Raw genomic sequence first — 23,843 nt, forward strand, 5'->3', positions numbered from 1 at the left:
AGGCGCAGGTAGGGTTTCTCGATCCCCATGGCGGCTAATGAAAAAAGCCCAACCAGAAAAAGGAACTCGAGAAGTGCATTTTCCCCTCCGCAGTCGCCAACTTCGCCTGTCATTGCTCGCCAGTAGCCTGCTTATCGCAATGTCGGCCCAGGGCCGGGAAAAGGTGAACGTGGATCTCCCCGCCGCACCGCTGGGCGAGGCCATAAACGCGCTCGCACAGCAGTCTTCGGTTCAGATCATCTTTGCCAGCGATCTCGGTGCAGGTCGGAACGCGCCTGCGGTGAAAGGGCGGTTCACACCTGAGGAAGCCCTTCAAACGCTGCTCAAGGACAGTGGCTTGCAGGTACAGGCCAAGGATGAACGCACGTTCGTCATCGTCGCGCAGGGTGCCACTGCAGCCAGCCCCGCAACCCAGAGCGTGCCCGTGGAAATGGCACAGATGGAAATCACCGCCTCGCGCACCAGCAGCAGCCTGGTTTCCGCAACGCGGCAATCCACCGTTCTGGAGCATGAACAACTGCAGGAGCTACGCCAGGGTTCAGAGAGCCTGGCCACGGTACTCGCCAAGGCGATTCCTGGCATGTCCGACTCCAGCCGCACCGTCACCGAGTATGGCCAGACCCTGCGCGGGCGCAGCATGCTGGTCATGGTCGACGGGGTGCCGCTCAATACCAACCGCGACTCTTCGCGCAACCTTGCCAACATCGACCCGGCACTGATCGAACGGGTCGAAGTCATTCGCGGCAGCAGCGCCATCTATGGCAGCGGCGCCACGGGGGGCATCATCTCCATCACCACACGGCCTGCCGGTGGCGAAAACCGTGCCGAAACCAGCCTGAGCGCCACCTCGCCACTTAGCCGCCTGGGCAGCGATGGCCTGGGTGGGCAGTTCCAGCAGTATTTCGCAGGCTCCCAGGGCGCGGTGGACTACTCGTTCGACTTCGGCACCCGCCACATCGGTGCCTCGTACGATGCGCACGGCGACCGGATCGCTCCGGAGCCCAGTCAAGGCGACCTGTTCGATTCGAACATCTACAACATTGGCGGCAAGCTGGGGCTGCACATCGACGAGAACCAGCGAATCCAGCTCGCAGTCAGCCACTACGACGCCCGCCAGGACACCGACTACGCTACAGACCCAAGCGTCGCGAAACTTCCCGCAGGCTCTGTGCCGGCCAATGCGATCAAGGGCCTGGACCTCGACGAGCAGAACCGCATTCGCAACACCCTGGTGAACCTGGAATACGAGAATCTCGACATTCTCGGAAGCCGGCTTTCTGCCCAGATGTACTACCGGGACTACTTCACTCGCTTCACCCCGTTCGACGCCCGGGCCGTCGCCACCCGCGGCGGCAACGTCGACCAGATCATGCAGAACAGTGAAGTCTTCGGCAGCCGCCTGACCCTGCGCACGCCACTTGGCGACAGCGGCAGTACCGAGCTGGTGTGGGGTGGCGACTATAACCAGGAGCGCAGCGACATGCCGCTCGACGTCTTCGACCCTGCGGCTTATGACGCCAGTGGTGGCCTGGTATTCGACAAGACCGGCAAGCTCACCTACATGCCCCCGCTGAGAACGAGAAGCGCCGGTGCGTTCGCCCAGTTGCAGCATCGCTTCGACGAGCATTGGTCTATCGACGGCGGCTTGCGCTACGAATATTCCACCGCCGAATTCGATGACTTCGTTCCGTTGTCCGAATCCACGGCTGCGTCCCCGGTGGCGGTGAAGGGAGGTGACATTCATTACGATGCGGTGCTGTCGAACCTGGGTATCGTCTACTCACCAGTACTCGGCCAGGAAATCTACGCCTCTTTCAGCCAAGGCTTCCAATTGCCCGACGTGGGCATTCAGTTGCGCAATGCGCGCCGTGGTTTCGATATCGACGCATCGAACCTGGAACCGGTCAAGACCAACAATTATGAGCTTGGCTGGCGAGGAGAGCTGGGCAGCAACACCCTCGGCACTCTGGCGCTGTTCTACACCACCTCCAAACTGGGGGACGTGCAAAGTTTCAACAATGGCCTGATTCTGACCCGCACCAAGGAGCGCATCTACGGTGCTGAAGCCAGTGCCGATTGGCTATCGGACGATGCGGTGTGGGGCGCAGGGGGGAGTGCGACCTGGATGCGCGGGCGAGAAAAACCGGACGGCAAAGGCTGGCAAGACATGACCGGCTATCGCGTTCCGCCGCTGAAGCTGACCGCCTACGTGCAATACAAGCCGACCCTGGACTGGAGCAACCGCTTGCAAGCCACGTTCTTCGACGGCAAGGACTACAGGCTCGATGGCGTGGACAGCTTTGGTCGGCATCAGGTGAGTACCTATACGACAGTGGACCTGGTCAGCCAGTACCAGATCTCCGCTGACGACAAGGTAAGCGTCGGTATCCAGAACCTGTTCAATCGCGATTATTACCCGCTCTACAGCCAATTGCTGCGCAATAACAACAACACCAGCCACTTGCCGGCACCCGGCACTGTGTTGACTGCCAGCTATACGCACAATTGGTAAGGTGGTGAGCAATCACCGGGCCGGTATCGAGCCCGGTGGTCTTTACATGTTTCGCTCTGCCAGGCATGAGGAAGGTAAAGCGGACTATCTATATTGGGCAGATAGCGCTCAGTGCCAATGCTGTCGGCCTGGGGACAGTGTTCAGACAGTTTGCGTTGCTGCTGTACAGGTCAAGCCTGAGGGTTACCCGCTGAAAGCGGCAGTTGATCGTTGCATGCCTGGTGGCATGGCAGGTGCAGTAACTGTGTTGAATACTTTTGAGGTCTGATCACTTGGAACCCGTCAGCCTGCTACCCAAGCTCCTTGTTCGCAAGCCCGTCAGCGCTGATGCCGCTGCGATTGCCATCCTTCACATCCGCAGTTGGCAGAGCGCCTATGAAGGGCTGTTGTCGAGCCGTTACCTGAGCGCCCTGGACAGCAGTGTGGAACGCCGTGCGGGTTTCCTGAGGCAGGCAATCGAGTCTGGCAATCCTTCCATTCGTGTAGCCGAATTGAATGGGCAGGTGGTTGGCTGGGTTTCCTTCGGCCCTAGCCGCGATCTGGACGCTGCGCAGTGCACTGCCGAACTGATGCAAGCCAGCGCGTCTTTGAAGAGAACAGTCCAACGGAGAGCGCACATGGACTTGCTCATTGCCCCGGCAGCCCCTGAGGACCTGGCAGGCATTGCGGCCGTGACGGTGAAGGCCTGGCAGACAACGTTTCAGGGCATTCTGCCGGATGCATTTCTGGCCGGATTGACCATCGAGGCTCAGCAACAACGGCATCGGGCCCTGATCGCCGTCACTGGAGTGAGCTACCACGTGGCCAAGGTAGCGGGCGAGATCGTCGGCTTCTGCTCGGGAGGGCCGAACCGAAGCCCGGGGTTCGGGGAGGCTAACGAGCTCTATGGTCTTTATCTGCTGCCGCATTGGCAAGGACAGGGCGTTGGGCGCCAGCTGCTGCTGGCCGTGGCGATGCAGCTTCAAGCGCCGGGCCGGCAAGGTTTGCTCGCCTGGGTGCTGACGGATAACCCGAATCGGTACTTCTACCGACGCTGCGGTGGCCGGGAGGCGTCTGTACGGTCCATTGAACTGGCAGGGCAATCATGGCCGCTGACGAGTTATCGTTGGTCGTCTGCCCCTCCAGCCGATACCCGAGTGTTCAATCCAGACCATTACCTTGAAACGCTCGGTGGGCGCGTGTTCAGCCAATCGCGCAACGCCGACGCTTGGCGGCTCACCCTGCAGGCGCTGGAGGCTGCGCTAACGCGCAGTGGCCCGAAAGCGCGATTGCTGTTGGTCGTGGGCATGCAAGCTGCGGGGAAAACCACCTGGATCGAGCAGCATCGTGGGGCAGGGGATGATAACGGCTGCCTGTATTTCGATGCAGCACTGCCGCGGCGCGTGCATCGTGCGCCAATTCTGGCGTTGGCCGCGCGCATTGGCGTGCCGGTCTCGGCGGTCTGGGTTCGTGCCTCGGTGGAGCAGGCACTGGCACGCAATGCGTTACGCCGCGCGGATCATCAAGTGCCGCGGGAGAGTATCGAGGCAGTTGCGGTTGCGTTCGAGCCGCCTTGCAGGTCAGAGGGGTTTGTCGAGGTTGTCGAAGTAACGGGCAACGATTGAGCTGGCCACTCCTCCAATCGCGTGAAGTAGAACCTGGCTTAACCTGGTTCTCCAGCATGGAAGCCTTCCTGGAAAACGGTATTGACCTCGAGTTAAGTGGAGGTTCTAGAGTGTCGTCCGGACTCTCTCGCAACTTCCGGAAACGAACTCACAAAGGACCAGGAATGGACACTCCGACCTCACTGCTGATTTTCCAGATCACCTGCAGCATTGGCTTGAGCCTGTGGCTGAGTATCAGCCTGATCAACAACCTGCATGCTTTTGCCAGTTCGGCCGGAGCGATCGGGGCGACCATGTCGATGGCGCCGCTGGCCCAACCTCCCGCAATCAGCCTCCCACTGCTGGGGCGAGCGATGACTTCTCCCTCCCTCCATCGCCTGGCCTTGTCGATCATCGTACTGATACAGGCAGCCGCCGCCCTCACGGCCTGGGTCGGGTGCTATGAACTAGTGCTTGGCGCCGGCCTGGAGGCTTCACTGCCCTGGTTGAACCTGGCCTTGAGCGCAACGCTCGGGTTCCTGCTCGCCATGCTGCTGGGCGGGATATGGTTCGGCTACTGGATCCGCCAGGAAGGGTTGCAACTGACCCATCTGCTGCTGATGGTCTGGGTCCTGTTGCACTTCGTCGTACTCAATGTCCGGTGGAGTTGATCGGTCGATGGATACTTGCAGGATGCCAGGAAGGAGCAACAGATGAAGACGATGATCGTAGGCGCCAGCAGAGGGTTGGGCCGTGCCTTGCTCGAAGGGCTCGGCAAGCCAGGGGACACGCTGATCGGCGTATCCCGCAAACAGCCGGTCGACCTGGTCCTTGCCTCGGGCATCGATCTGCACTGGATCGATGCCGACCTTGCCAAGCCAACGGCAGCTGTAGCACAGATCGCGGATCGAACACCTGCCGATCTGGATGTCCTGATCTGCAACGTCGGCATCTGGGAAGAACACGCCTTCAGCGAGCACTACGCATTCCTCGACGACAGCGACGAATCGATCACCAGGCTGGTCGAGGTGAACATCACCGCCACGCTGCTTCTGCTCAAGCGGCTGGTGCCGAAGTTGCTGGGTGCGCCCCGGCCGCAGTTGATCCTTACCGGTTCGACCTCGGCCCTTCGCCAGAGCGGGCGCCCGGAGGTGGCGTTCGGCGCCTCCAAGTTCGCCCTCAACGGCATGGCTGATGCGCTACGCGAAGGCTTTAGGGATGACAACCTGGCGGTGACCGTGCTTCACCTGGGATACCTGAATACCGACGACTCCCTGAACACGCCATTGGCGCAAGCCGCAGCACGAGGCGAACGGCGCCAGGTGCCGGTGCATGATGTGGTCACCATGGTCGACGCGCTGTTGCGCTTGTCCGAGGCTTCGTTCGTAAGGGAGCTGATCTTGCCGGCGATCGGCGATGAGCGCTTCTGAGAATAGTTGGGGCGATTGCGCTACCACAGCGGTTGCGCGACAGCGAGGTTGATTGCCCCTTCGGACAATCGTGGATTCTGTTCCGATCGAGCCGAAGCAGACATCAGGTGTAGCCGCGGTCGAGCCGCAGCTGGCATGCTTGTCTGATCGCTAGCGGGAAGACGCAGGGAGTCTACGATGGAACGGTCTTGCATCACTTATTACTTGGAAATGACCTCGGCTTCCGAGCTGCAGGAAAAACCACAGCGTTACGACCTTCAGATCATCGAATGTGAAGTGCCTCAGGCGGAATTCAATCGGTTTCTCTACAAGCTGGTAGGAACGCCCTGGGAGTGGGGCGATCTTGATTGCTGGAGCAGTTCCGAATGGCAGGCACTCGTTGAACAGGAGTGCCACCGTACCTGGGTTGCCTATCACCGCGGCGCGATAGCCGGCTATTACGAGCTTTATCGCCCCGATGGCTGTAACTGCGAAATCCGCTACTTCGGGTTGGCACCGCAGTTTCTAGGGTGTGGCTTCGGCGGGGCACTCTTGAGTCACGCTGTTCGATCTGCGTGGGAATGGCAAGGTACAGAGCGGGTGTGGGTACACACATGCACGTTCGACCATCCTGCCGCGCTTGGAAATTATCAGGCGCGCGGATTTCGTGTTTTCAAGCAGGAGGATACGCAGCCAAGCCAATGAGCGCTGGGGCCAGACTGCGAAAGCTCGCCATGGAAGAAGGCGGCCGTTCACGAGTGGCCGTTTTCGACCCAAAGCGGCCATTGCGCAAGTACTGCTATTGCTCATTTTTCGAGGCCGGCGCAAACCCTGTGGGAGCGGGTTTACCCGCGAAGCAGGCAACGCGGAGGATGGCACGGGCTTTGCCCGTGTTCGCGGGTAAACCCGCTCCCACAAAGATCACCTCAGATACGAATGGCCGCTATGGGTCGAAAGCTGCCGGGTCGTGAATGACCGCTATCGACCCAAAGCGACGCCTTTTTCAGCCCCGCTCCGATCCATCACTCTTTATTGGTATTGAGCTTGCGCAGATCTTCATAGGTAGCCGAGTGCACAAACCAGAAGCCGGAAACAATGCACCAACTCAAGCTGCCCAAAGCGGGCAGCGCACCGAGAGTGGTTAGCTGCCATTCTTGACTGAATCTGGAACAGCCCGCCCAGGGAAATCGTCGCGCCAGCACCGGCCTGCAGCCCTGCGTTGAGTCCGGCAGCCATGATCACGTCCTTGGCCGAGCGCAGCAGGCGCACGGCACTGTCGTCTGGCAGCAGCAGGTTGCCTACCGGCGTTAGCGTAGCGGCAGTCATCGCTAACAGCTTGGCGTCCAGGCCGAACAGCATTGCCGCTCCGCTGGCGCCACCAATCAGCCCTATGCCGCCTTCGATGAACATACAATGGCCTTCAAAGTCCTCGCGAACCAGGCCCCGGGCAGCGACCGAATCAGCCACCAGCACCCTGCCGACTGCGGGGAAGTCCTCGCTACCCTTCGGCGGTCATCGCCCCATGGCAAACCTTGTAGAGCATGCCGGCGGGGGTGATTGGTAGTCATCCTTGCCCCCGTGTCTTGTCATCAACCGTCTATGGCGGGCAGGGTTACCAGCCTGTCGATCAGCGAGGCCAGATCAGGGATACCCCACGGTTTGGCCAGGAATGCGGCCCTCACGGGAAGTGAATGGGTATCAATGATCGTGTCGCCTGAAGTCAGAATCACGGGTAGGGTCGGCCACCTGCGCCAAATAACGTGCGCCAGGCCTAATCCGTCCATGCGGCCAGGCATGTGGATATCGGTCATGACCAACGCAGGAGGTTCTTCATGCGAAAGGTGGAGAAGCGCCTCGTCAGCATTTGCTGTGGATGTGATGCTTACCGCGTAAAGTGACGAGAGACTCTCTGCAGTGAGATCTCTGAGTAGCTCGTCGTCTTCCACGATCAGAATGGTTTTGGGCATGCGTCGTTCGCTCGCTTCTCGTATGCGTTAGGGCGTCCTGGCCTTACGACGTTGCTCCCAAGCGATGAGTGGTGCTCCAAGCGCCGTGAAGGATCAGCGGCTATCGTAGAAGGGCGCCAAGTGAACCGCCTTCACGCTCTGCACGGTTTCCGGGGGCGTAAACCGTCAATCCGAAAGGGAAGACCATGCAGCAGCTACCAGTTGACGAAACCATCCGAGCGGCCTTGAAAAAGACCCATGTGCGCCTGCAACGCCAACATGAACTGGTGGTGGAATTTGGCGTGATGGCCTTGAAAGCGACTGACCTGGACTTGTTGTTGACCCATGCCTGTGAAGTCGTCGCTGAAGGGATGAGCACTCGCTTCGCCAAGGTGCTGCAGCCGGCAGAGGAGGGGGAAGGTTTCATCTTGTCACACGGCGTGGGCTGGGACGCTTCTGACATCGGTCGGGCTGCCGTGGGTGCCGATGAAGCAAGCCCGGCAGGCTATGCATTGGCTACCTACAGGCCCGTGCTCTCGAACCATCTGGGCATGGAGAACCGCTTCCGAACACCGGAGCTGCTGAAGAAATACGGAATCGAGCGGGCTATCAACGTCCCGATCCGGGGCGTGCTTGGCCCCTTTGGCGTCCTCGAAGCCGACAGCAGTGACGGGGACGACTTTGTAGAAAGCGATCTGGTATTTCTGGAGGGTATCTCCAACGTCATTTCCATGGCCCTTGAGCGAATATCTGCGGGAGCAGATGTCTCTGTTCCCGATCCGTATTCGGAAACCCTTCTGAACGCGAGCCCCGATTGGGTCGAGATCCTGACGTCAAGCGGCGAGATCGAGTTCATGAACGAAACGGGGCTCCTCTTCCTGGCTACCCATTTGGCGGACGTGAAAGGTCAGCAGTGGCATGATTTGTGGCCCGAGGAGTCTCGTTCGCTCGTTTGGGAGGCATTGGCAAAAGTGAGTGGTGGCGAAACCGCTCGATTCGAGGCATATCACCCCATCTCTGCAGATGATCCAAAATGGTGGGACGTGACGGTGGCGCCAATCCTCGGAGTGGACGGCAAGGTCGAGCGGATCATCGCAGTATCGCGAGATATCACGGAACGTCATCAGTATGAGGCTCAATTGCTGTCGCTGATCGAGGCTCAGAATAGCAAGCAAAACCGAAGCGACCTCTACCTGGAAGAAATCCACCATCGCGTCAAGAACAGCCTTCACCTGGTAAACACGCTACTGTTGCTGCAGGCCAATCTCACGCCTGACGCAGCGGTCAAGTTGCAACTTGAAACCGCCGCCGGGCGAGTGGTGACCATTGCCACGGTTCACGAGCGGCTGTATCAAGCTGCCGAAGACCAGGAACTGCGCGCTCGTGATTACCTCGATGCTCTGCTGGGGGATCTGGGCAGAGCCTTGGCCGACCGGAAAATTGTGCTGGAGGCTGACGATTTCGTCTTGCCCCCAGAAAGAATGGCACCTTTGGGATTGGTAATTTCTGAACTGATCACGAATGCCCTCAAATACGGCAAGGGCGCCATCGAGGTGATCGTCAAGCATGCCGGCGACCATGCCCTGCTCACCGTCAGGGATGAGGGCGATGGATTCCCTGATAATTACCCGAAGCCGACGGGCACGGGCCTCGGCATGCGCTTGGTCAAAAGCTATTCCGGCTACGGCAGTGCGGCTGTCGAGGTGGATCGGACAGATAGTAAAAGCTGTATACACGTCCGTTTCAAGCTGTAGACACCGAGCGTTTGAAAGTGGCCCCATTGTCTTGCCCGGTCAGGCTGAACGAGGCTGTTGATCGCGTTCTTTCATGAGGGCGCCACAGGTCGATCCGATTTCACAAACCGAGCATGTTGTAGTGCACGTAGTACATGATCCATAGCGACAACCCCACCAGCAGCACGATGATCACTACCGTGAACACCAGCGCCACCAGGCTCCAGCGTTGCTCACGCGCCGTGGTCAGGTGCAGAAAGAACACCATGTGCACCAGAATCTGGATCACCGCGCAAGCCAGCACCAGCAGGAACGTGGCGGTGCGCGGTAAGCTTGGATACATGGCCAGCCCGAAAGGGATCAGCGTCAGCAGGGCAGCCAGCACAAAGCCGACGTTGTAGGACTTGTGGCTGGACTGGCTGGCCCCGGCGCTGCTATGAACCTGGCTTTCGCTGCTCATTGGATCACCCCGAACAAGTAGACGACGGTAAACACGCACACCCACACAATGTCGAGGAAATGCCAGAACAGGCTCAGGCAGCTCAGCCGTGTGGAATTGACGCAGCACAGGCCGCGCTGCTGCACCTGAATCATCAGCAAGGCCATCCACACCAGGCCGATCAGTACATGCAGGCCGTGGGTGCCAACCAGGGTGAAGAAGCCGGTGAGGAACGCGCTGCGCTGCGGGCCGTAGCCTTCGGCGATCAAGTGATGAAATTCGTTGAGCTCCATGGCGATGAAACCCAACCCGAGCACGAAGGTGACACCAAGCCACTGCAACACGCGGCGTTTGTCGTTGCGGTGATTGGCGAGCATGGCGTAGCCGTAGGTGATACTGCTGAACAGCAGCAAGCCGGTTTCACCGAGCACGTAGGGCAATTCGAAGATGTCTGCCGCGCCCGGGCCGCCTGCCACCGACTGGCCCAGCACGGCGTAGGTGGCGAACAACGTGGCGAACAGGATGCAGTCGGTCATCAGGTAGACCCAGAAGCCAAACAGGCTCAGCGAGCCCGCATCCTCGTAACCTTGCTCTTGCTGATGGGCAGTTTCGTTCAGGACGATATGCGACATGGCTCAAGCCTCCGCCATCAGTTGGCGCCGTTCGGTTTCCACGCGTTCGACTTCCTCGGCCGTCACGTAGTACTCGGTATGCTGGTCGTAGCTGCGCACGATCAATGCTGCCACCGTAGCCAGCAGGCTGGCGATCACCAGCCACCAGATGTGCCACACCAGGGCGAAGCCCAGCACCGTGCTCAACGCGCCGATCACCACGCCCAGGCTGGTGTTGCACGGCATGTGAATCTTGCGGAAGTCCGCCTCGACAAGTGTCTTGACCCCGCGTTCCTTCATGCCCCAATAGGCGTCGATGCCGTGCACTACCGGTTGTTCGGCGAAGTTGTAGAACGGCGGCGGTGAGGCGGTGGCCCATTCCAGCGTGCGGCCGTCCCAAGGGTCGCCGGTGCGGTCGCGGTTTTCGTGGCGCTTGCGGATGCTCACGATCAGCTGCGTCAGCTGGCAGGCCACGCCGCAGAGGATGATAAGCACGCCAACCATCTCAAGCAGCAGAAACGGCCGCCACTCGGGCACATTGAAATGGTTCAGGCGCCGGGTCATGCCCATGAAGCCGAGGAAGTAGGACGGCATGAAAGCGAAATAGAAACCTGCCAGCCAACACCAGAACGCCGCACGCCCCAGCGGGTCGTGGAGCTTGAAGCCGAACGCCTTGGGGAACCAATAGGTCAGGCCACACATGTAGCCGAATACTGCGCCGCCGATGATCACGTTATGAAAATGCGCGATCAGGAACAGGCTGTTGTGTAACAGGAAGTCGGCGCCTGGCACTGCCAGCAGCACACCGGTCATGCCGCCGATGCTGAAGGTGACGATGAAGCCGACGGTCCACAGCATTGGTGTCTCGAAGCGCACCCGCCCGCGGTACATGGTGAACAGCCAAGTGAAGATCTTAACCCCTGTGGGCACGGCGATGATCATGGTCATGATGCCGAAGAATGCGTTCACGTTCGGCCCGGCACCCATGGTGAAGAAGTGGTGCACCCAGACGACGAACGACAGCACGGTGATGACGATGGTCGCCCATACCAGCGAGTAATAGCCGAACAGCCGCTTGCGCGAAAAGGTCGAAGCCACCTCCGAGAAGATGCCGAATGCCGGCAGGATCAGGATGTACACCTCAGGGTGGCCCCAGGCCCAGATGAGGTTGATGTACATCATCGGGTTGCCGCCCAGTTCGTTGGTAAAGAAGTGCATGCCCAGGTAACGGTCCAGGGTGAGCATGAACAGCGTCGCGGTGAGGATGGGGAAGGCGGCCAGGATCAGGATCGACGTGCACAGCACGGTCCAGGTGAACACCGGCATGCGGAACAAGGTCATGCCGGTGGTGCGCATCTTGAGAATGGTGACGAAGAAATTGAGCCCCGTCAGCAAGGTGCCTATCCCCGATATCTGCAACGACCAGATGTAGTAGTCCACGCCCACGCCGGGGCTGTAGGCGATGCCGGATAACGGCGGATAGGCGACCCAGCCCGTGCGGGCGAACTCACCAATGCCCAGTGAGATGTTGACCAGCACCGCGCCGGAAACGAACAGCCAGAAGCTCACTGCGTTGAGGAACGGGTAGGCCACGTCGCGGGCGCCGATCTGCAGCGGCACCACAATGTTCATCAAACCGACCACGAACGGCATGGCCATGAAGAAGATCATGATCACGCCGTGGGCGGTAAAGATCTGGTCGTAGTGCTCCGGCGGCAGGTAGCCGGGCGAACCGTCCGAGGCCATGGCCTGTTGGGTGCGCATCATCAAAGCGTCGGCGAAACCGCGCAGCAGCATTACCAGGGCGACAACGATGTACATCACGCCGATGCGCTTGTGGTCGACCGAGGTGAACCACTCCTTCCACAGGTACGTCCACTTGCGCTTGCAGGTGATGGCCGCGACCCCGCTTATACCCATCAGCCCGACCACGGCAAGGGTGTACATGATGATGGGCTCGTCAAAGGGGATGGCATCCCAGGTCAATTTCCCGAACATGTGTGTCACTCCTTGCTGCCTTGCGGCGATTCATCCTGGGGGGCACTCAAGCGCCGCTCGACCTCCCGGGACCGGTTGATGCCCTGGTACTTGTCGATCAATGACTGGAACAGGCCGGCATCGACCGCAGCGTAATGCTCTACCGGGTGGTCGACGCTGGGTTTGGCCAGCTGCGCATAGCGCCTCTGATCGAGCTGGCGTTGCGAGCCGCGGACCTTGGCCACCCAGGCATCGAAACCGGCCTGGTCGAGTGCAAGGGCCTTGAAGTGCATGTCGGAGAAGCCGGGGCCGTTGTAGTTGGCGGCGATACCGGTATAGCTGCCCGGCTCATTGGCGATCAGGTGCAGCTGGGTCTGCATACCGGCCATCGCATATATCTGCCCGCCCAGCGCAGGAATGAAGAACGAGGTGATGGCGCCATCGGAGGTCACCCGGAAATCCACGGGTGTGTCCACCGGCATGGCCAGTTCATTGACCGATGCGATGCCCAGTTCGGGGTAGACGAACAGCCACTTCCAGTCGGTGGCGATGACCTGCACCTTGACCGGCGCCTTGTCGGCATCCAGCGGACGATACGGGTCGAGCGCGTGGGTAGAACGCCAGGTCACCACCCCGAGCACGATGATGATGAGCAGCGGCACGCCCCAGACCACTGCCTCGATTGCGCGCGAGTGGCTCCACTCTGGCGTGTAGCGCGCCTTTTCGTTGGAGGCGCGGTAATGCACCGAGAACACCAGCGCCATGATCATGACCGGGACGACCACCACCAGCATCAACAGCGTGGCCAGGATGATCAGATTGCGTTGTTCCAGCCCGACCTGGCCCTTGGGGTTGAACAGCACCATGTCGCAGCCCGAAAGCTGCAGCGTGATGACGCCCAGCATCAACAGGCCGAGTAGTCGTGTGGCTTTAGTAGTTCCCTCTGCCATGCGCGGATCCTGTAATTGTTGCCGAATGTTTGTTGTGTTGATGTAGAAGGACGACCCGGGCAGGAAGGTTGTATGTAAATCCCGTAATCACGACGAATGGTGTTATGCAAACTCGAGGAATTTTCTTTCCACAGCCTCGGCGAGGGGCGGGCGGTGTTTGCCCCAAAGCAAGCGGATCAAACTTTTTGCCACCGTCGGACTCTTCTGCAAACATTCATTGATGCGAGGAGAAGCGCATGAAACCTGATGAAGGCAAGACCGGCGACAAGGTCCCAAGGCCGCTGTCTTCTGAAGAGGCGCAGCAAGGGCACCGGGCGCCAGACCCGCTGCTCGAGCGCCCTGACCCGGATACCGAAACGGTGGACAAAGTCATTACGCCCACCTCCATTCATGAACAGGAAGAACAGACGCGCCAGATCAACCAGCACCTCGAGGAGGCCGACAGGAAACGCCGCCGCTGAGGCAACGGCAACAGATCAAAGGCGCGACGATGATTAGCGCCACTGATCTGCTATTCACGTACAGCACTGAACACCGGGGGTAAATCGATTACCCCAACAGGGTAGGGCGCTTTCCATCGCCCCTGACTTCTGGGAGTTCAGCATGAAAGCAATCGTATACAACGCACCGCGCGACGTGGCCGTCAGGAATGTCACCGATGCAAGAATCGAGAAACCAACTGATGTGCTGGTGCGCATCACCACCACCAATATCTGCGGGTCCGACCTTCACATGTATGAGGGGCGCACATCGTTCGAGGCCGGGCGTGTGTTCGGCCATGAGAACCTCGGTGAGGTGATAGAGGTCGGGGCAGGGGTGGACCGCGTCAAGGTCGGCGACTGGGTCAGCCTGCCTTTCAACATCGGCTGTGGGTTCTGCGAAAACTGCGAAAAAGGCCTTACAGGGTTTTGCCTCACCGCCAACCCGGGGACTGCCGGGGCCGCATACGGCTTTGCCGACATGGGACCCTACCAAGGTGGCCAGGCCGAGCTGTTGCGTGTGCCATACGCTGATTTCAACTGCCTGGTGTTGCCGGAGGACGCCCAGGAACGTGAAGATGACTACGTCATGCTTTCGGATATTTTCCCCACTGGCTGGCATGCAACAGAGCTTGCCGGCCTGCAGCCGGGCGAGAGCATTGCGATCTATGGAGCGGGCCCTGTCGGGTTGATGGCGGCTTATTCGGCAATCATCAAAGGTGCCTCCGAGGTATTCGTGATCGACAACCAGCCGGATCGTTTGAGGCTGGCCGCGCAGCTTGGGGCAACCCCCATCAACGCGGTCGAGCAAAAGGCCGTGGACGAGATCATGAACCTGACCCACGGCAGAGGCACCGATCGGGGATGCGAATGTGTGGGTTACCAGTGCTGCGACAAGCATGGCCATGAAGCGAACTACCTCACCATGAACAACCTGGTTGCCTCAACCAAGGCTACCGGTGGCATAGGTGTCGTGGGTGTGTTCGTGCCAGAAGACCCGGGTGCGAAGAACGACCTGGCGAAGCAGGGCAAGATGGCTTTCGATTTCGGAGCGTTCTGGTTCAAGGGCCAGTTCATCCGCACAGGCCAGGCGAATGTGAAGGCCTATAATCGCCGCCTGGCGCAGCTCATTCATCATGGGCGCGCCAAACCTTCCCAGATAATTTCCCATCGTTTGACGCTTGCTGAAGGCCCCGACGCCTACAAGCATTTTGATGCGCGCGATGATGGCTGGACGAAGGTGGTGCTCAAGCCTGCTGCCTGACTCGCACCCCGAAGCTTCCAGGGAAGGAACCTCGGCGAGGGAGGGGTTCGTCTGGTGAGCTAACTGGCACCTGCTTGAAACAAGCCCCGAACCACCTCCCTCATCCAGCGATTCCCGCTGTCTTGCTGGTAGCGCGCGTGCCAATGCTGCTTTACCGTGAAACCCTCAACTGCAAACGGGCAATCGTGCACCTGCAGACCATGCATGTCGGCAAGTGTCTGCCCGATGTGCCGTGGCAGCGTAGCCACCAGGTCGGTCGACCCGACAATCATGCCTAACCCCAGAAACGCCGGCAGCTCCAGCATTATCCTGCGTTCGATGCCGGCCCGTGCCAGCCCAGCCTCGAGCAACTTCTGCCCGGTCCCGGCACTGATTTGTACATGCCCCTCGGCCTCGTAGCGCGCCACGGTCATGCCTTTGCCCAGTCGAGGGTGTCGCGTGTCGCTCAAGCAGACCCAGTCCTGTTCGAACAACACTTGCTGATACATCCCCGCACCCAACCAAGGCACGAAGCCGATGGCCAGGTCCGCCTCGCCCGACTCCAGCGCGCTTTCGGTATTGCCATCTATGCGCGCCGCCTCCAGGCGAATACCCGGCGCATGCGTACGCAGGTGGTTGAGGATGCTGGGCAGCAGGGTGATATGGCTGGCATCACTGACGCACAGGCGAAAGCGCCGTTGCGCTGTGGCCGGAACGAATTGCGGCTCCCAGGTAGTCAGGCGCCGCAGCGATTCCAGCACCTCGCGGCATGGACCGATCAACTGGTCTGCCCGCGGGGTAGGGGCCATCCCCCCAGGGGTACGCACGAACAGCGGATCGTTGAGTTCTTCACGCAAGCGCCCCAACCAGATACTCACGGTAGGTTGGCTCTGGCCGAGCTGTTCGGCGCTGCGGGTCACGCTACGGCATTGGTAAAGCACATCGAACAGCTGCAGCAGCTTGGGATCGGGCAAGGCATCGAGCGTACTCATTATTGCAGAACTCAATAGGTCTATTGATCTCATTGTATAGCCGAAATAAGCCTCGCTGCATAAGGTGGTCGCAAACCACAGGAGGTCCGCGATTTGAAAATCTGCATTCTGGGCGCCGGCGCCCTGGGTTGCGCCATTGGTGCGGCCTTGAGCGAGGCGGGGCACGAAACCTGGCTGTTGAATCGTGGCCAGGCACATGTCGAGGCGATGAACCTGCGCGGGCTGCGGGTACAGGACGAGCGCGGCGAGCGGCAGGTCCGGGTTAGGGCGGCTTGCGATGCGGCAACCGTGGGCGTGGCGGACCTGGTAGTGGTGCTGGTCAAGTCGTTCCACACCAGCGAGGCGATTGCCGGTGCCAAGGCGCTGATCGGGCCGCAGACGCTGGTGCTGTCACTGCAGAACGGTCTTGGCCACGAAGACATCCTGGCCGAGGCCGTGGGGCGTGAGCGGGTACTGGCCGGCAAGACCTATGTCGGTGGCGTGCTGCTGGCGCCGGGTTCGATTCGTGCCGGTGTAGCAGGCAAGCACACCTTCATCGGCGAGCTCGATGGCCAACGGACCTCCCGTGTGCAGGCCATTGCCGAGGTCTTCAATGGCGCCGGGCTCGCCACCACGGTCAGCGACAACATTCTCGGCACCATGTGGGACAAGCTGCTGGTCAACGTCGCGACAGGCGCGCTCAGCGGCATCACCATGCTCAGTTATGGCCAGCTGTACAGCGAGCCGCTGCTGGAAAGCACCGCCAAGGCAGCGGTGAGCGAGGCCATCGCCGTCGCCGAGCGTGCCGGCATCCGCCTGAACCTCACCAGCCCGGACGCTGCGTGGCGCCTGGCAGCTGAAGGCCTGCCGGCAAGCTTCCGTACCTCGATGCTGCAGAGCCTGGAAAAAGGCTCGGTCACCGAGATCGATTTCATCAACGGCTCCGTCGTGCGCTGGGGCCAGCGCCATGGCGTGGCTACGCCGGTCAACGCGACCCTGGTTGCCTGCATCAAGGGTATCGAGCGCGCCATGGCCGATCAGCAGAAGGGAAGTAATCCATGAGCCAGCCAAAAGCCTACCTTGAACACGTTGCGTTCTGGGTGCGGGACATCCAGTGGCACATCCGCTTCTTCAGCGAGGTGTGCGGCATGACCATGCGTGAAATACAGGGCGACGTCGAGCAGCCTGCGCAGTACTGGACCCTCGGTGGCCTGCAGTTCATACACCAGCCGGACTTTGCCGGGCCGGAAGGGCGCATGGCACACCTGGGCATCATGTGCGAGGACCTCGAAGCTGCCCTGGCCGCCGCACAGCGCTTCGGCGTCAGCGAAATGCCCCAAGGCCGCAACTGGCTGCGCCTGCCTGACGGCCTGGCGGTCGAGTTCATTCAGGCATTGCCGGCGAAATGCGTCGCCCAGGCTCTGGCCATCGACCCACGTGCAGAGGTGGTGGCATGAGCGTGGTTGAAAAATACTGGGACGATGCCCGTGAGGGCGATGAATGCATCAGCCCCACCTATACCGTGACGCGCGAACGCATCCTGGCCTACGCCGAGCTCACCGGCGACCATACCCCGGTGCATGTCGACGAGGCGTATGCCAACGCTAGCCACTTCGGCTGCCTGGTTGCCCATGGTCTGTTCGGCCTGTCGATCGCCGACGGCCTGAAGACCCAGTGCGAATACCGCTTTGTACCGGGCATGTCGCTGGGCTGGACGTGGGACTTCGTGCTGCCGATCAAGGTCGATGATGTGCTGCACGTGCGCATGCGCGTGGGGGCGATGCGCCCGAGCAACAGCCGACCGGGCTGGGGCATCGTGGTCTTGCCGTCGGAGCTGATCAACCAGCACGGCGAAGTCGTGCAGCGTGGCGAGCACCGGCTGATGGTGCCGAGGAGGGTGCAGGCATGAGCCAGGCATTGCCATTGGCGGGTATCCGCGTCATCGACTATAGCCACTTCCTGGCCGGGCCCTATGTGGGCCGCTGCCTGGCAGCACTAGGCGCCGAGGTGATCAAGGTCGAACGGCCGGGCAGCGGCGATGCCGGCCGCCAGCACGCGTTTACCCTTGATGAACAGCAGAGTGGTTACTTCCTGCAGCTGAACATGGGCAAGCAGGGCGTCAGCGTGAACATGAAGGACCCACGTGGCAAGGCGTTCATGCAACGCCTGACCGACTCGGCCGATGTGTTCGTCGAAAACTATCGCCCCGGCGCCCTGGACAAACTGGGCCTGGGCTATGCAGAGCTGTCGGCGCGCAACCCGCGACTGGTGTACTGCTCCATCTCCGCGTACGGCCATACCGGGCCGGATGCCCACCGCGCCGGTTTCGGGCTGATTGCCGAGGCCAAGAGCGGGATCATGCAGATGGTCGGCGTGCCAGGCGAAGCGCCGCCGTTGCTGCGCATTTCCCTGGGCGACATGTACACCGGCATTCATGCCGTGGCGGCGATCAATGCGGCGCTACTGGGCCGGGTGAGCAGTGGTCGTGGCCAGCACATCGACATGGCCCTGTACGACACGCTGGTGTCGATGCATGAATACGCGGTGCAGTGCTACACCTTGTCCGACGGCACCGTCCTGCCCGAGCAGACCGGCCATGACATGCCCACCTCCACCCTGTACGGCGTGTTTCGCGCGGCCGATGGCGACCTCGTGATCGCCGCCCAGGTAGACGACGCCTGGAAGCGCTTTGCCGCGATGCTCGAGGCCAATGGTGGCCCGCCCGGGTTCGGCAGTGACAACCGCTACCACAGCCTCAATGGTCGCAACACCCATCGGCAGGCGATCCTGGCCGTGGTGCGTGACTGGGTCGGTGCGCGCCGGGTAGCCGATATCCTGCAATTGCTCGATGCCATCGACATCCCCAGCGCCAAGGTGCAGCGCATCGACGAAGTCGTGGCCGACCCGCAGATCCAGGCGCGCAACATGGTCATCGAGCAGCAGCACCCGCGCTACGGTACCTTGCGCCTGCCCAACCTGCCGTTCCGCTTTTCCGACTGCGATACCACGATCCACCAGGTGGCCCCGGACCTCGGTCAGCACAATGCCGAAGTGGCCGCCGGCCTAGGTTTCAGCCCTGAAGAAATCACCGCCATGCAAGCAGACGGTGTGCTGTTCACCCACGGAGATGCCAGATGAGCGACCGCTATGCAGTGATCGGCCGACCGATCAACCACACCAAGTCCCCGTTGATTCATGGCCTGTTCGCCCAGGCCAGTGGCCAGTGCCTGGAGTACGGCGCCATCGAGGGCGAACTCGAGGGCTTCGAGGCCCAGGTGCTGCAGTTTCGCGATGAGGGCGGGTTGGGCATGAACATCACCGCGCCGTTCAAGTTGCGTGCCTTCGAGCTGGCTGACCAGCGCAGCGAGGCCGCCCAGCTGGCGCGGGCGGCCAATGCACTGAAGTTCGAGGATGGCCGTATCGTTGCCGAGAACTTCGACGGCATTGGCTTGTTGCGGGATATCGAGGAAAACCTCGGTGAACCGCTGGGCAATCGACGGGTACTGTTGCTCGGCGCCGGTGGTGCGGTGCGTGGTGCGCTGCTGCCGTTCCTGCAGGCAGGGCCGAGCGAGCTGGTACTCGCCAACCGTGACATGTCCAAGGCGCTCACCTTGCGCAACGAAGTGGATCATCCGAGGCTGCGCATCAGCCGTTATGAGGAGCTGGAGGGACAGTCCTTCGACATCGTGGTCAACGCCACCTCCGCGAGCCTAACCGGCGAGCTGCCGCCACTGCCCGAGGGCGTGCTGGGCGAGACGCGGCTTGCTTACGAGCTGGCGTATGGCAAAGGCCTGACGCCGTTCCTGCGCATGGCCCAGGCGCAGGGTGTGGCGCGCCTGGCCGATGGCGTCGGCATGCTGGTCGAGCAGGCGGCGGAGGCTTTCGCCTGGTGGCGCGGGGTGCGGCCAGAAACTCGGGCAGTGATCGATCGCCTGACCATTCCCCTCAAGTAGGATCACGGTCCCTGTGGCAGCGGTCGCTTTCGAATTGAGTTCATTACGCGACAGCGCAGCCCACAGGAACCCTGCCAATCAGTAGGGCGGCGCAGGCAGTTCGGCCAACAGCCTTCTCAGCCCGTCGCTCCACTGCCTGCGTATCTGCTCGTAATAGGCATCGTCGCTGGTGATGCGCTGGCGTTTCGGTATTTCCAGGCTGTCCTTCTGATACACCAACAGGTCCAATGGCATGCCCACCGACAGGTTGCTGCGAATGGTCGAGTCGAACGAGATCAGACCGCAGCGCAACGCTTCGTCGAGTGGCATATGGTAGCCAAGGTTGCGATCGAGAATCGGCCGCCCATACTTGCTCTCGCCCAGTTGCAGGAACGGGGTGTCCGGCGTGGCCTGGAAGAAATTGCCCTGCGCATAGACGTTGTATATGCCCATGGGGCCACCGGCTATCTGGCCGCCGACAATGAACGAACTGCTCAAGTCGATTCCGGCCGACAGCTTGCTGCGATCACGGCTGACCACTTCACGCAGTGTATCGGCGACCAGTACCGTTGCATCGTAGAGCGTGGCAACGTTCAGCAGGTGGGGGCCGGGGCCCCGTGTGCGTTGCTGGAGCAGGTTCACCACCGATTGCGAGGTCGCCAGGTTGCCGGCGGTCTGCAGCACGATCAGGCGCTCCCCCGGCACGCCGAACACGAACAACTTGGCAAAGCTGGCGATCTGGTCGATGCCCGCATTGGTGCGAGAGTCGCTGATGAAGACAAGCCCGTCCGCCAAGTGCATGGCGACACAATAGGTCATGCTGTTTCCCTTTTTTTATGAACGGGTACTGCGCCTGTCACTGGCGGTGCACGTGCACGCTGGCCTGCATCGATTCGGCGCCACCCCCGCGGCGCACGCCCCTGACCGGGCAGGCATCGAGGTAGTCCAGGCCCACTGCCAGCTTCAGGTGACGCTCTGGCCGAACAAGGCGGTTGGTGATGTCGAAGCTGTACCAGGCGTCATCGACCCAGGCCTCGGCCCAGGCATGGCTGGCCAGGTGCTGCTCGTCTTCGGTGCACAGGTAGCCGGAGACATAGCGTGCCGGAATACCCAGGCTGCGTGCGCAGGCAAGGAACGCGTGGGTATGGTCCTGGCAAACCCCGGCCGCGCCGTTGAACGCTTCGATGGCAGTGGTGCCCACCGATGTGGCGCCGGGGCTGTACGGCATGTGCTCGGCCAGGCCTTGCATCAGCCCGATCAGTGCCGCCCGGTCGCGGTGTTCGCCACAATGTCGGCTGGCGAAGGCCTTGAGTGCGTCATCGGCCTGGGTCAGGTGGCTGCCGCGCAGGAATGGCAGGGGGGAATGTTCGCCGGCCTCCTGCTCGCGCTCCGGGTCGATCTCCACCTGGCCGCTGGCGGTCAGCGCCAGGTGGCCATGGGGTTTGTCCAGGGTCAGTACATGCAGGATGTTGCCATAGGGGTCGATCTGGGCCTTGACCTTGCAGGGCAGGTCCAGTTGCCATTCATTGATGCGCTGGCGCTCGCTGCTGCGTGGTGTAAGGCGCAGGAACTGGATGCTGTTGCACACATCGCTGGCATAGCTGTAGGTAGTGTCGTGGCGAATGGACAGTTTCATACGACCTCCAGATAGGAGTGATGGACCGCCTGGCCCAGTTGATTGATGCGCCCGATGAAGTCGCTCAACCACGGGTGCAACCCCGCTTCGAGAATTTCGTCGATCGCGGTGTAGCGCAGGCGAGCGTTGAGTTCGGCGGCCATGCGTTGGGCGGCGCGCCCGGTGCTGCCGGGCAGGCTGGCAAGGATCTGGTCCAGTTCCTCGATACAGGCATGCAGCGAGCGGGGCACGTCGACCCGCAACAACAGCAGCTCCGATACCGGCCGTGCACTGGGCGCGGCGCGATAGAGTTCGTTGAAGGCTTCGTAGGAGGTCAGCGCGCGCAGCAACGCGCTCCATTGGTAATAGCCACGGGCGGAGTCATCGCTGACCTCCTCGGAGGCCTCACCGAACATTTCATAGCGTGCATCGAGCAGGCGCAGGGTGTTGTCGGCTCGCTCCAGGAAGGTCCCCAGGCGGATGAAACTGTACGCGTCGTTACGCATGATGGTGCCTGAGGTCGCACCGCGGAACAGATGCGAGCGTTCCTTGACCCAGTCGCAGAACTGGCTGATGCCATAACGGCCGAGGCCATTGCTGGCAATGTTGCGCATTTCGATCCAGGTAGCGTTGATGTTCTCCCACATGTCGGCGGTGATGCGGCCACGCACTGCGTGGGCATTGGTCCTGGCCGCCTGCAGGCAGCAATAGATGCTGCCGGGGTTGGTCGCGTCGAGGGCGAAGAAGTGCAGCATGCGCTCGGTGTCGAGTTCGGTGTGCCGGCGGCGGTAGTCGTCCAGCGTTCCGGATGCCAGCAGTGACATGGCCAGCTCGGCATGGCCGTCACTGCGGCCGGCCTGGGGCATCAGCGATAGCGAATAACTCACCTCGAGCATGCGCGCAAGGTTTTCTGCGCGCTCCAGGTAGCGCGACATCCAGTACAGGTCGGAAGCAGTTCTCGAAAGCATGGTTCAGTCCTCCACCACCCAGGTGTCCTTGGTACCGCCGCCCTGCGACGAGTTGACCACCAGCGAGCCTTCCTGAAGGGCCACCCGGGTCAGGCCGCCTGGCACCAGCCGCGTTTCACTGCCGGACAGCACGAACGGGCGCAGGTCGATGTGGCGCGGGGCGATGCCGTTGTCGACGAAGGTCGGGCATGTGGAAAGGCACAGGGTGGGTTGGGCGATGTAGGCGTGCGGACGGGCCTTGATGCGGGCGCGGAAGTCCTCGATCTGCGCACTGGTGGCCGCTGGCCCGACCAACATGCCGTAGCCACCGGAGCCCTGGGTTTCCTTGACCACCAGCTCGGGCAGGTGGGCCAGGACATGGGAAAGCTCTGCAGGCTTGCGGCACTGCCAGGTCGGGACGTTGTTCAGCACTGGCTCTTCGCCCAGATAGAAGCGGATCATGTCGTCGACAAAGGGGTAGATCGACTTGTCGTCCGCCACCCCGGTGCCTACCGCGTTGGCCAGCACCACGTTGCCGGCGCGGTACACCGAGATCAGCCCCGGCACGCCCAGCATCGAGTCAGGGTTGAACGACAGCGGGTCGAGGTAGTCGTCGTCCAGGCGCCGATAGATCACATCCACCTGTTGTGGACCGGCGGTGGTGCGCATGTAGACATGCTCGTCGCGGATGAACAGGTCCGCGCCCTCCACCAGTTCGATACCCATTTCCCGAGCCAGGAAGGCATGCTCGAAATAGGCACTGTTGAAGCGACCAGGGGTGAGCAGCACGGCGGTGGGGTTGTCCAGTGGGCTGGCGCTCTTGAGCGTGTCCAGCAGCAGGTTGGGGTAGTGGTCGATCGGGGCGATCCGCTGTGCGGCAAACAGCTCGGGGAACAGCCGCATCATCATCTTGCGGTCTTCGAGCATGTAGCTGACCCCGCTGGGGGTGCGCAGGTTGTCTTCCAGCACGAAGTAGCTGCCGTCCCCGTCGCGGACCAGATCGACCCCAGCGATGTGGGCATAGAGCCCACGGTGCAGCCCCAGGCCCTGCATGGCGATCTGGTAGCCTTCATTGGCCAGCACCTGCTCCGGCGGGATGATGCCGGCCTTGAGGATGCGCTGGTCGTGGTAGATGTCCTGCAGGAACAGGTTCAGGGCGTGCACCCGCTGGATGCAGCCGCGCTCGACCATGCGCCATTCACTGGCACGAATGCTGCGCGGGATGATGTCAAAGGGGATCAGGCGTTCGGTGTCCTGTTTGTCACCGTACAGGGTGAAGGTGATACCGGCGCGGTGAAACAGCAGGTCTGCTTCACGTCGCCGTTGCTCCAGCAGCTCCAGCGGGGTGTTTGCCAACCAGCGGGCGAACTCCTGGTAATGCGGGCGGCAACTGCCGTTCGTTTCGTACATTTCATTGAAAAATGCCCGGGACATACCCACTCCTTGCCACCGTTGCCGGCAGCTTCATTGCGGTTCATCTACGTGTTTCAGGGTGC

At 61.3% G+C, this 23,843-nt stretch carries 24 protein-coding genes; 13 read left to right on the forward strand and 11 right to left on the reverse strand.

The window, feature by feature from the left end:
• Positions 1-73 precede the first annotated feature (73 nt).
• The 5 genes from IRZ77_RS12965 (at position 74) to IRZ77_RS12985 (ending at position 6,209) form a co-directional block, all read left to right on the forward strand.
• Complete coding sequence (locus IRZ77_RS12965) at positions 74-2,512, forward strand: TonB-dependent siderophore receptor (protein WP_196173622.1); 2,439 nt, start codon at positions 74-76, stop codon at positions 2,510-2,512.
• A 272-nt stretch (positions 2,513-2,784) separates the two neighbouring features.
• The gene (locus tag IRZ77_RS12970; RefSeq protein ID WP_153671059.1) at positions 2,785-4,116 is read left to right on the forward strand and encodes a GNAT family N-acetyltransferase; all 1,332 of its coding nucleotides are present in this window, start codon (positions 2,785-2,787) and stop codon (positions 4,114-4,116) included.
• Between the two features lie 164 nt (positions 4,117-4,280).
• Positions 4,281-4,766 (forward strand): DUF2165 domain-containing protein, encoded by a 486-nt coding sequence (locus IRZ77_RS12975; RefSeq protein ID WP_153671060.1) that lies wholly within the window; start codon positions 4,281-4,283, stop codon positions 4,764-4,766.
• A 42-nt stretch (positions 4,767-4,808) separates the two neighbouring features.
• A complete protein-coding gene (locus IRZ77_RS12980) occupies positions 4,809-5,525 on the forward strand; it encodes an SDR family NAD(P)-dependent oxidoreductase (RefSeq protein WP_153671061.1) in 717 nt (238 codons plus the stop codon).
• A gap of 177 nt (positions 5,526-5,702) precedes the next feature.
• Positions 5,703-6,209 carry a GNAT family N-acetyltransferase gene (locus IRZ77_RS12985; RefSeq protein WP_196173624.1) on the forward strand — a complete coding sequence of 169 codons (507 nt, stop codon included), beginning with the start codon at positions 5,703-5,705 and terminating at the stop codon, positions 6,207-6,209.
• A gap of 351 nt (positions 6,210-6,560) precedes the next feature.
• On the opposite strand, the gene IRZ77_RS12990 is transcribed toward IRZ77_RS12985, so the two are convergent.
• Positions 6,561-6,914 carry a hypothetical protein gene (locus tag IRZ77_RS12990; RefSeq protein WP_146190403.1) on the reverse strand — a complete coding sequence of 118 codons (354 nt, stop codon included), beginning with the start codon at positions 6,912-6,914 and terminating at the stop codon, positions 6,561-6,563.
• A gap of 179 nt (positions 6,915-7,093) precedes the next feature.
• On the reverse strand, positions 7,094-7,471 hold the full coding sequence (locus tag IRZ77_RS12995) for a response regulator (protein ID WP_108481401.1): 378 nt from the start codon (positions 7,469-7,471) through the stop codon (positions 7,094-7,096).
• 185 nt (positions 7,472-7,656) lie between these two features.
• Here IRZ77_RS12995 and IRZ77_RS13000 point away from each other — a divergent pair, with 185 nt between their 5' ends.
• A complete protein-coding gene (locus tag IRZ77_RS13000; RefSeq protein WP_108481402.1) occupies positions 7,657-9,204 on the forward strand; it encodes a sensor histidine kinase in 1,548 nt (515 codons plus the stop codon).
• Between the two features lie 100 nt (positions 9,205-9,304).
• On the opposite strand, the gene cyoD is transcribed toward IRZ77_RS13000, so the two are convergent.
• From cyoD to cyoA, 4 genes are read right to left on the reverse strand one after another with little or no spacing between them, the layout of a single operon-like run.
• Complete coding sequence (cyoD, locus tag IRZ77_RS13005) at positions 9,305-9,643, reverse strand: cytochrome o ubiquinol oxidase subunit IV (protein WP_046613796.1); 339 nt, start codon at positions 9,641-9,643, stop codon at positions 9,305-9,307.
• Positions 9,640-10,254, reverse strand: coding sequence for a cytochrome o ubiquinol oxidase subunit III (gene cyoC / locus IRZ77_RS13010; RefSeq protein ID WP_085598446.1), 615 nt, complete (start codon positions 10,252-10,254; stop codon positions 9,640-9,642). The genes cyoD and cyoC overlap by 4 nt, the downstream gene beginning before the upstream one ends.
• A gap of 3 nt (positions 10,255-10,257) precedes the next feature.
• Entirely contained in the window at positions 10,258-12,231 is a 1,974-nt protein-coding gene (gene cyoB / locus IRZ77_RS13015) for a cytochrome o ubiquinol oxidase subunit I (RefSeq protein WP_046613794.1), read from the reverse strand.
• A gap of 5 nt (positions 12,232-12,236) precedes the next feature.
• Complete coding sequence (gene cyoA, locus IRZ77_RS13020; protein WP_196173626.1) at positions 12,237-13,160, reverse strand: ubiquinol oxidase subunit II; 924 nt, start codon at positions 13,158-13,160, stop codon at positions 12,237-12,239.
• Between the two features lie 236 nt (positions 13,161-13,396).
• Between cyoA and IRZ77_RS13025 the strand changes: the two genes are divergently transcribed.
• Positions 13,397-13,621: a hypothetical protein gene (locus tag IRZ77_RS13025; protein WP_046613792.1), complete on the forward strand. Its 225-nt coding sequence runs from the start codon at positions 13,397-13,399 to the stop codon at positions 13,619-13,621.
• Positions 13,622-13,763: 142 nt separating this feature from the next.
• Positions 13,764-14,903 (forward strand): glutathione-independent formaldehyde dehydrogenase, encoded by a 1,140-nt coding sequence (locus tag IRZ77_RS13030; RefSeq protein WP_108481405.1) that lies wholly within the window; start codon positions 13,764-13,766, stop codon positions 14,901-14,903.
• A gap of 59 nt (positions 14,904-14,962) precedes the next feature.
• Here the strand turns inward: IRZ77_RS13030 and IRZ77_RS13035 are convergent, their stop codons facing one another.
• A complete protein-coding gene (locus tag IRZ77_RS13035; protein ID WP_046613790.1) occupies positions 14,963-15,874 on the reverse strand; it encodes a LysR family transcriptional regulator in 912 nt (303 codons plus the stop codon).
• A 93-nt stretch (positions 15,875-15,967) separates the two neighbouring features.
• On the opposite strand from IRZ77_RS13035, the gene IRZ77_RS13040 reads away from it, so the two are divergent.
• From IRZ77_RS13040 to aroE, 5 genes are read left to right on the forward strand one after another with little or no spacing between them, the layout of a single operon-like run.
• Positions 15,968-16,915: a ketopantoate reductase family protein gene (locus IRZ77_RS13040; protein WP_085598454.1), complete on the forward strand. Its 948-nt coding sequence runs from the start codon at positions 15,968-15,970 to the stop codon at positions 16,913-16,915.
• Positions 16,912-17,310: a VOC family protein gene (locus tag IRZ77_RS13045; RefSeq protein WP_046613788.1), complete on the forward strand. Its 399-nt coding sequence runs from the start codon at positions 16,912-16,914 to the stop codon at positions 17,308-17,310. The genes IRZ77_RS13040 and IRZ77_RS13045 overlap by 4 nt, the downstream gene beginning before the upstream one ends.
• Complete coding sequence (locus tag IRZ77_RS13050; protein ID WP_046613787.1) at positions 17,307-17,762, forward strand: MaoC family dehydratase; 456 nt, start codon at positions 17,307-17,309, stop codon at positions 17,760-17,762. Before IRZ77_RS13045 ends, IRZ77_RS13050 begins: the two co-directional genes overlap by 4 nt.
• Positions 17,759-18,991: a CaiB/BaiF CoA transferase family protein gene (locus IRZ77_RS13055; protein ID WP_108481406.1), complete on the forward strand. Its 1,233-nt coding sequence runs from the start codon at positions 17,759-17,761 to the stop codon at positions 18,989-18,991. Before IRZ77_RS13050 ends, IRZ77_RS13055 begins: the two co-directional genes overlap by 4 nt.
• Entirely contained in the window at positions 18,988-19,806 is an 819-nt protein-coding gene (gene aroE / locus IRZ77_RS13060) for a shikimate dehydrogenase (RefSeq protein ID WP_108481407.1), read from the forward strand. Before IRZ77_RS13055 ends, aroE begins: the two co-directional genes overlap by 4 nt.
• A gap of 78 nt (positions 19,807-19,884) precedes the next feature.
• On the opposite strand, the gene IRZ77_RS13065 is transcribed toward aroE, so the two are convergent.
• Genes IRZ77_RS13065 through IRZ77_RS13080 form a run of 4 tightly spaced genes read right to left on the reverse strand, consistent with a single transcriptional unit; the run spans position 19,885 to position 23,781 of the window.
• Complete coding sequence (locus tag IRZ77_RS13065) at positions 19,885-20,604, reverse strand: proteasome-type protease (RefSeq protein ID WP_046613784.1); 720 nt, start codon at positions 20,602-20,604, stop codon at positions 19,885-19,887.
• A 37-nt stretch (positions 20,605-20,641) separates the two neighbouring features.
• Positions 20,642-21,421: a transglutaminase family protein gene (locus IRZ77_RS13070; RefSeq protein WP_085598460.1), complete on the reverse strand. Its 780-nt coding sequence runs from the start codon at positions 21,419-21,421 to the stop codon at positions 20,642-20,644.
• Positions 21,418-22,368 carry an alpha-E domain-containing protein gene (locus tag IRZ77_RS13075; RefSeq protein WP_015270105.1) on the reverse strand — a complete coding sequence of 317 codons (951 nt, stop codon included), beginning with the start codon at positions 22,366-22,368 and terminating at the stop codon, positions 21,418-21,420. Before IRZ77_RS13075 ends, IRZ77_RS13070 begins: the two co-directional genes overlap by 4 nt.
• A gap of 3 nt (positions 22,369-22,371) precedes the next feature.
• Entirely contained in the window at positions 22,372-23,781 is a 1,410-nt protein-coding gene (locus IRZ77_RS13080; protein WP_046613782.1) for a circularly permuted type 2 ATP-grasp protein, read from the reverse strand.
• Positions 23,782-23,843: the final 62 nt, after the last annotated feature.

It is taken from the genome of Pseudomonas pudica (assembly GCF_015680405.1).
Lineage (GTDB): Bacteria > Pseudomonadota > Gammaproteobacteria > Pseudomonadales > Pseudomonadaceae > Aquipseudomonas > Aquipseudomonas pudica.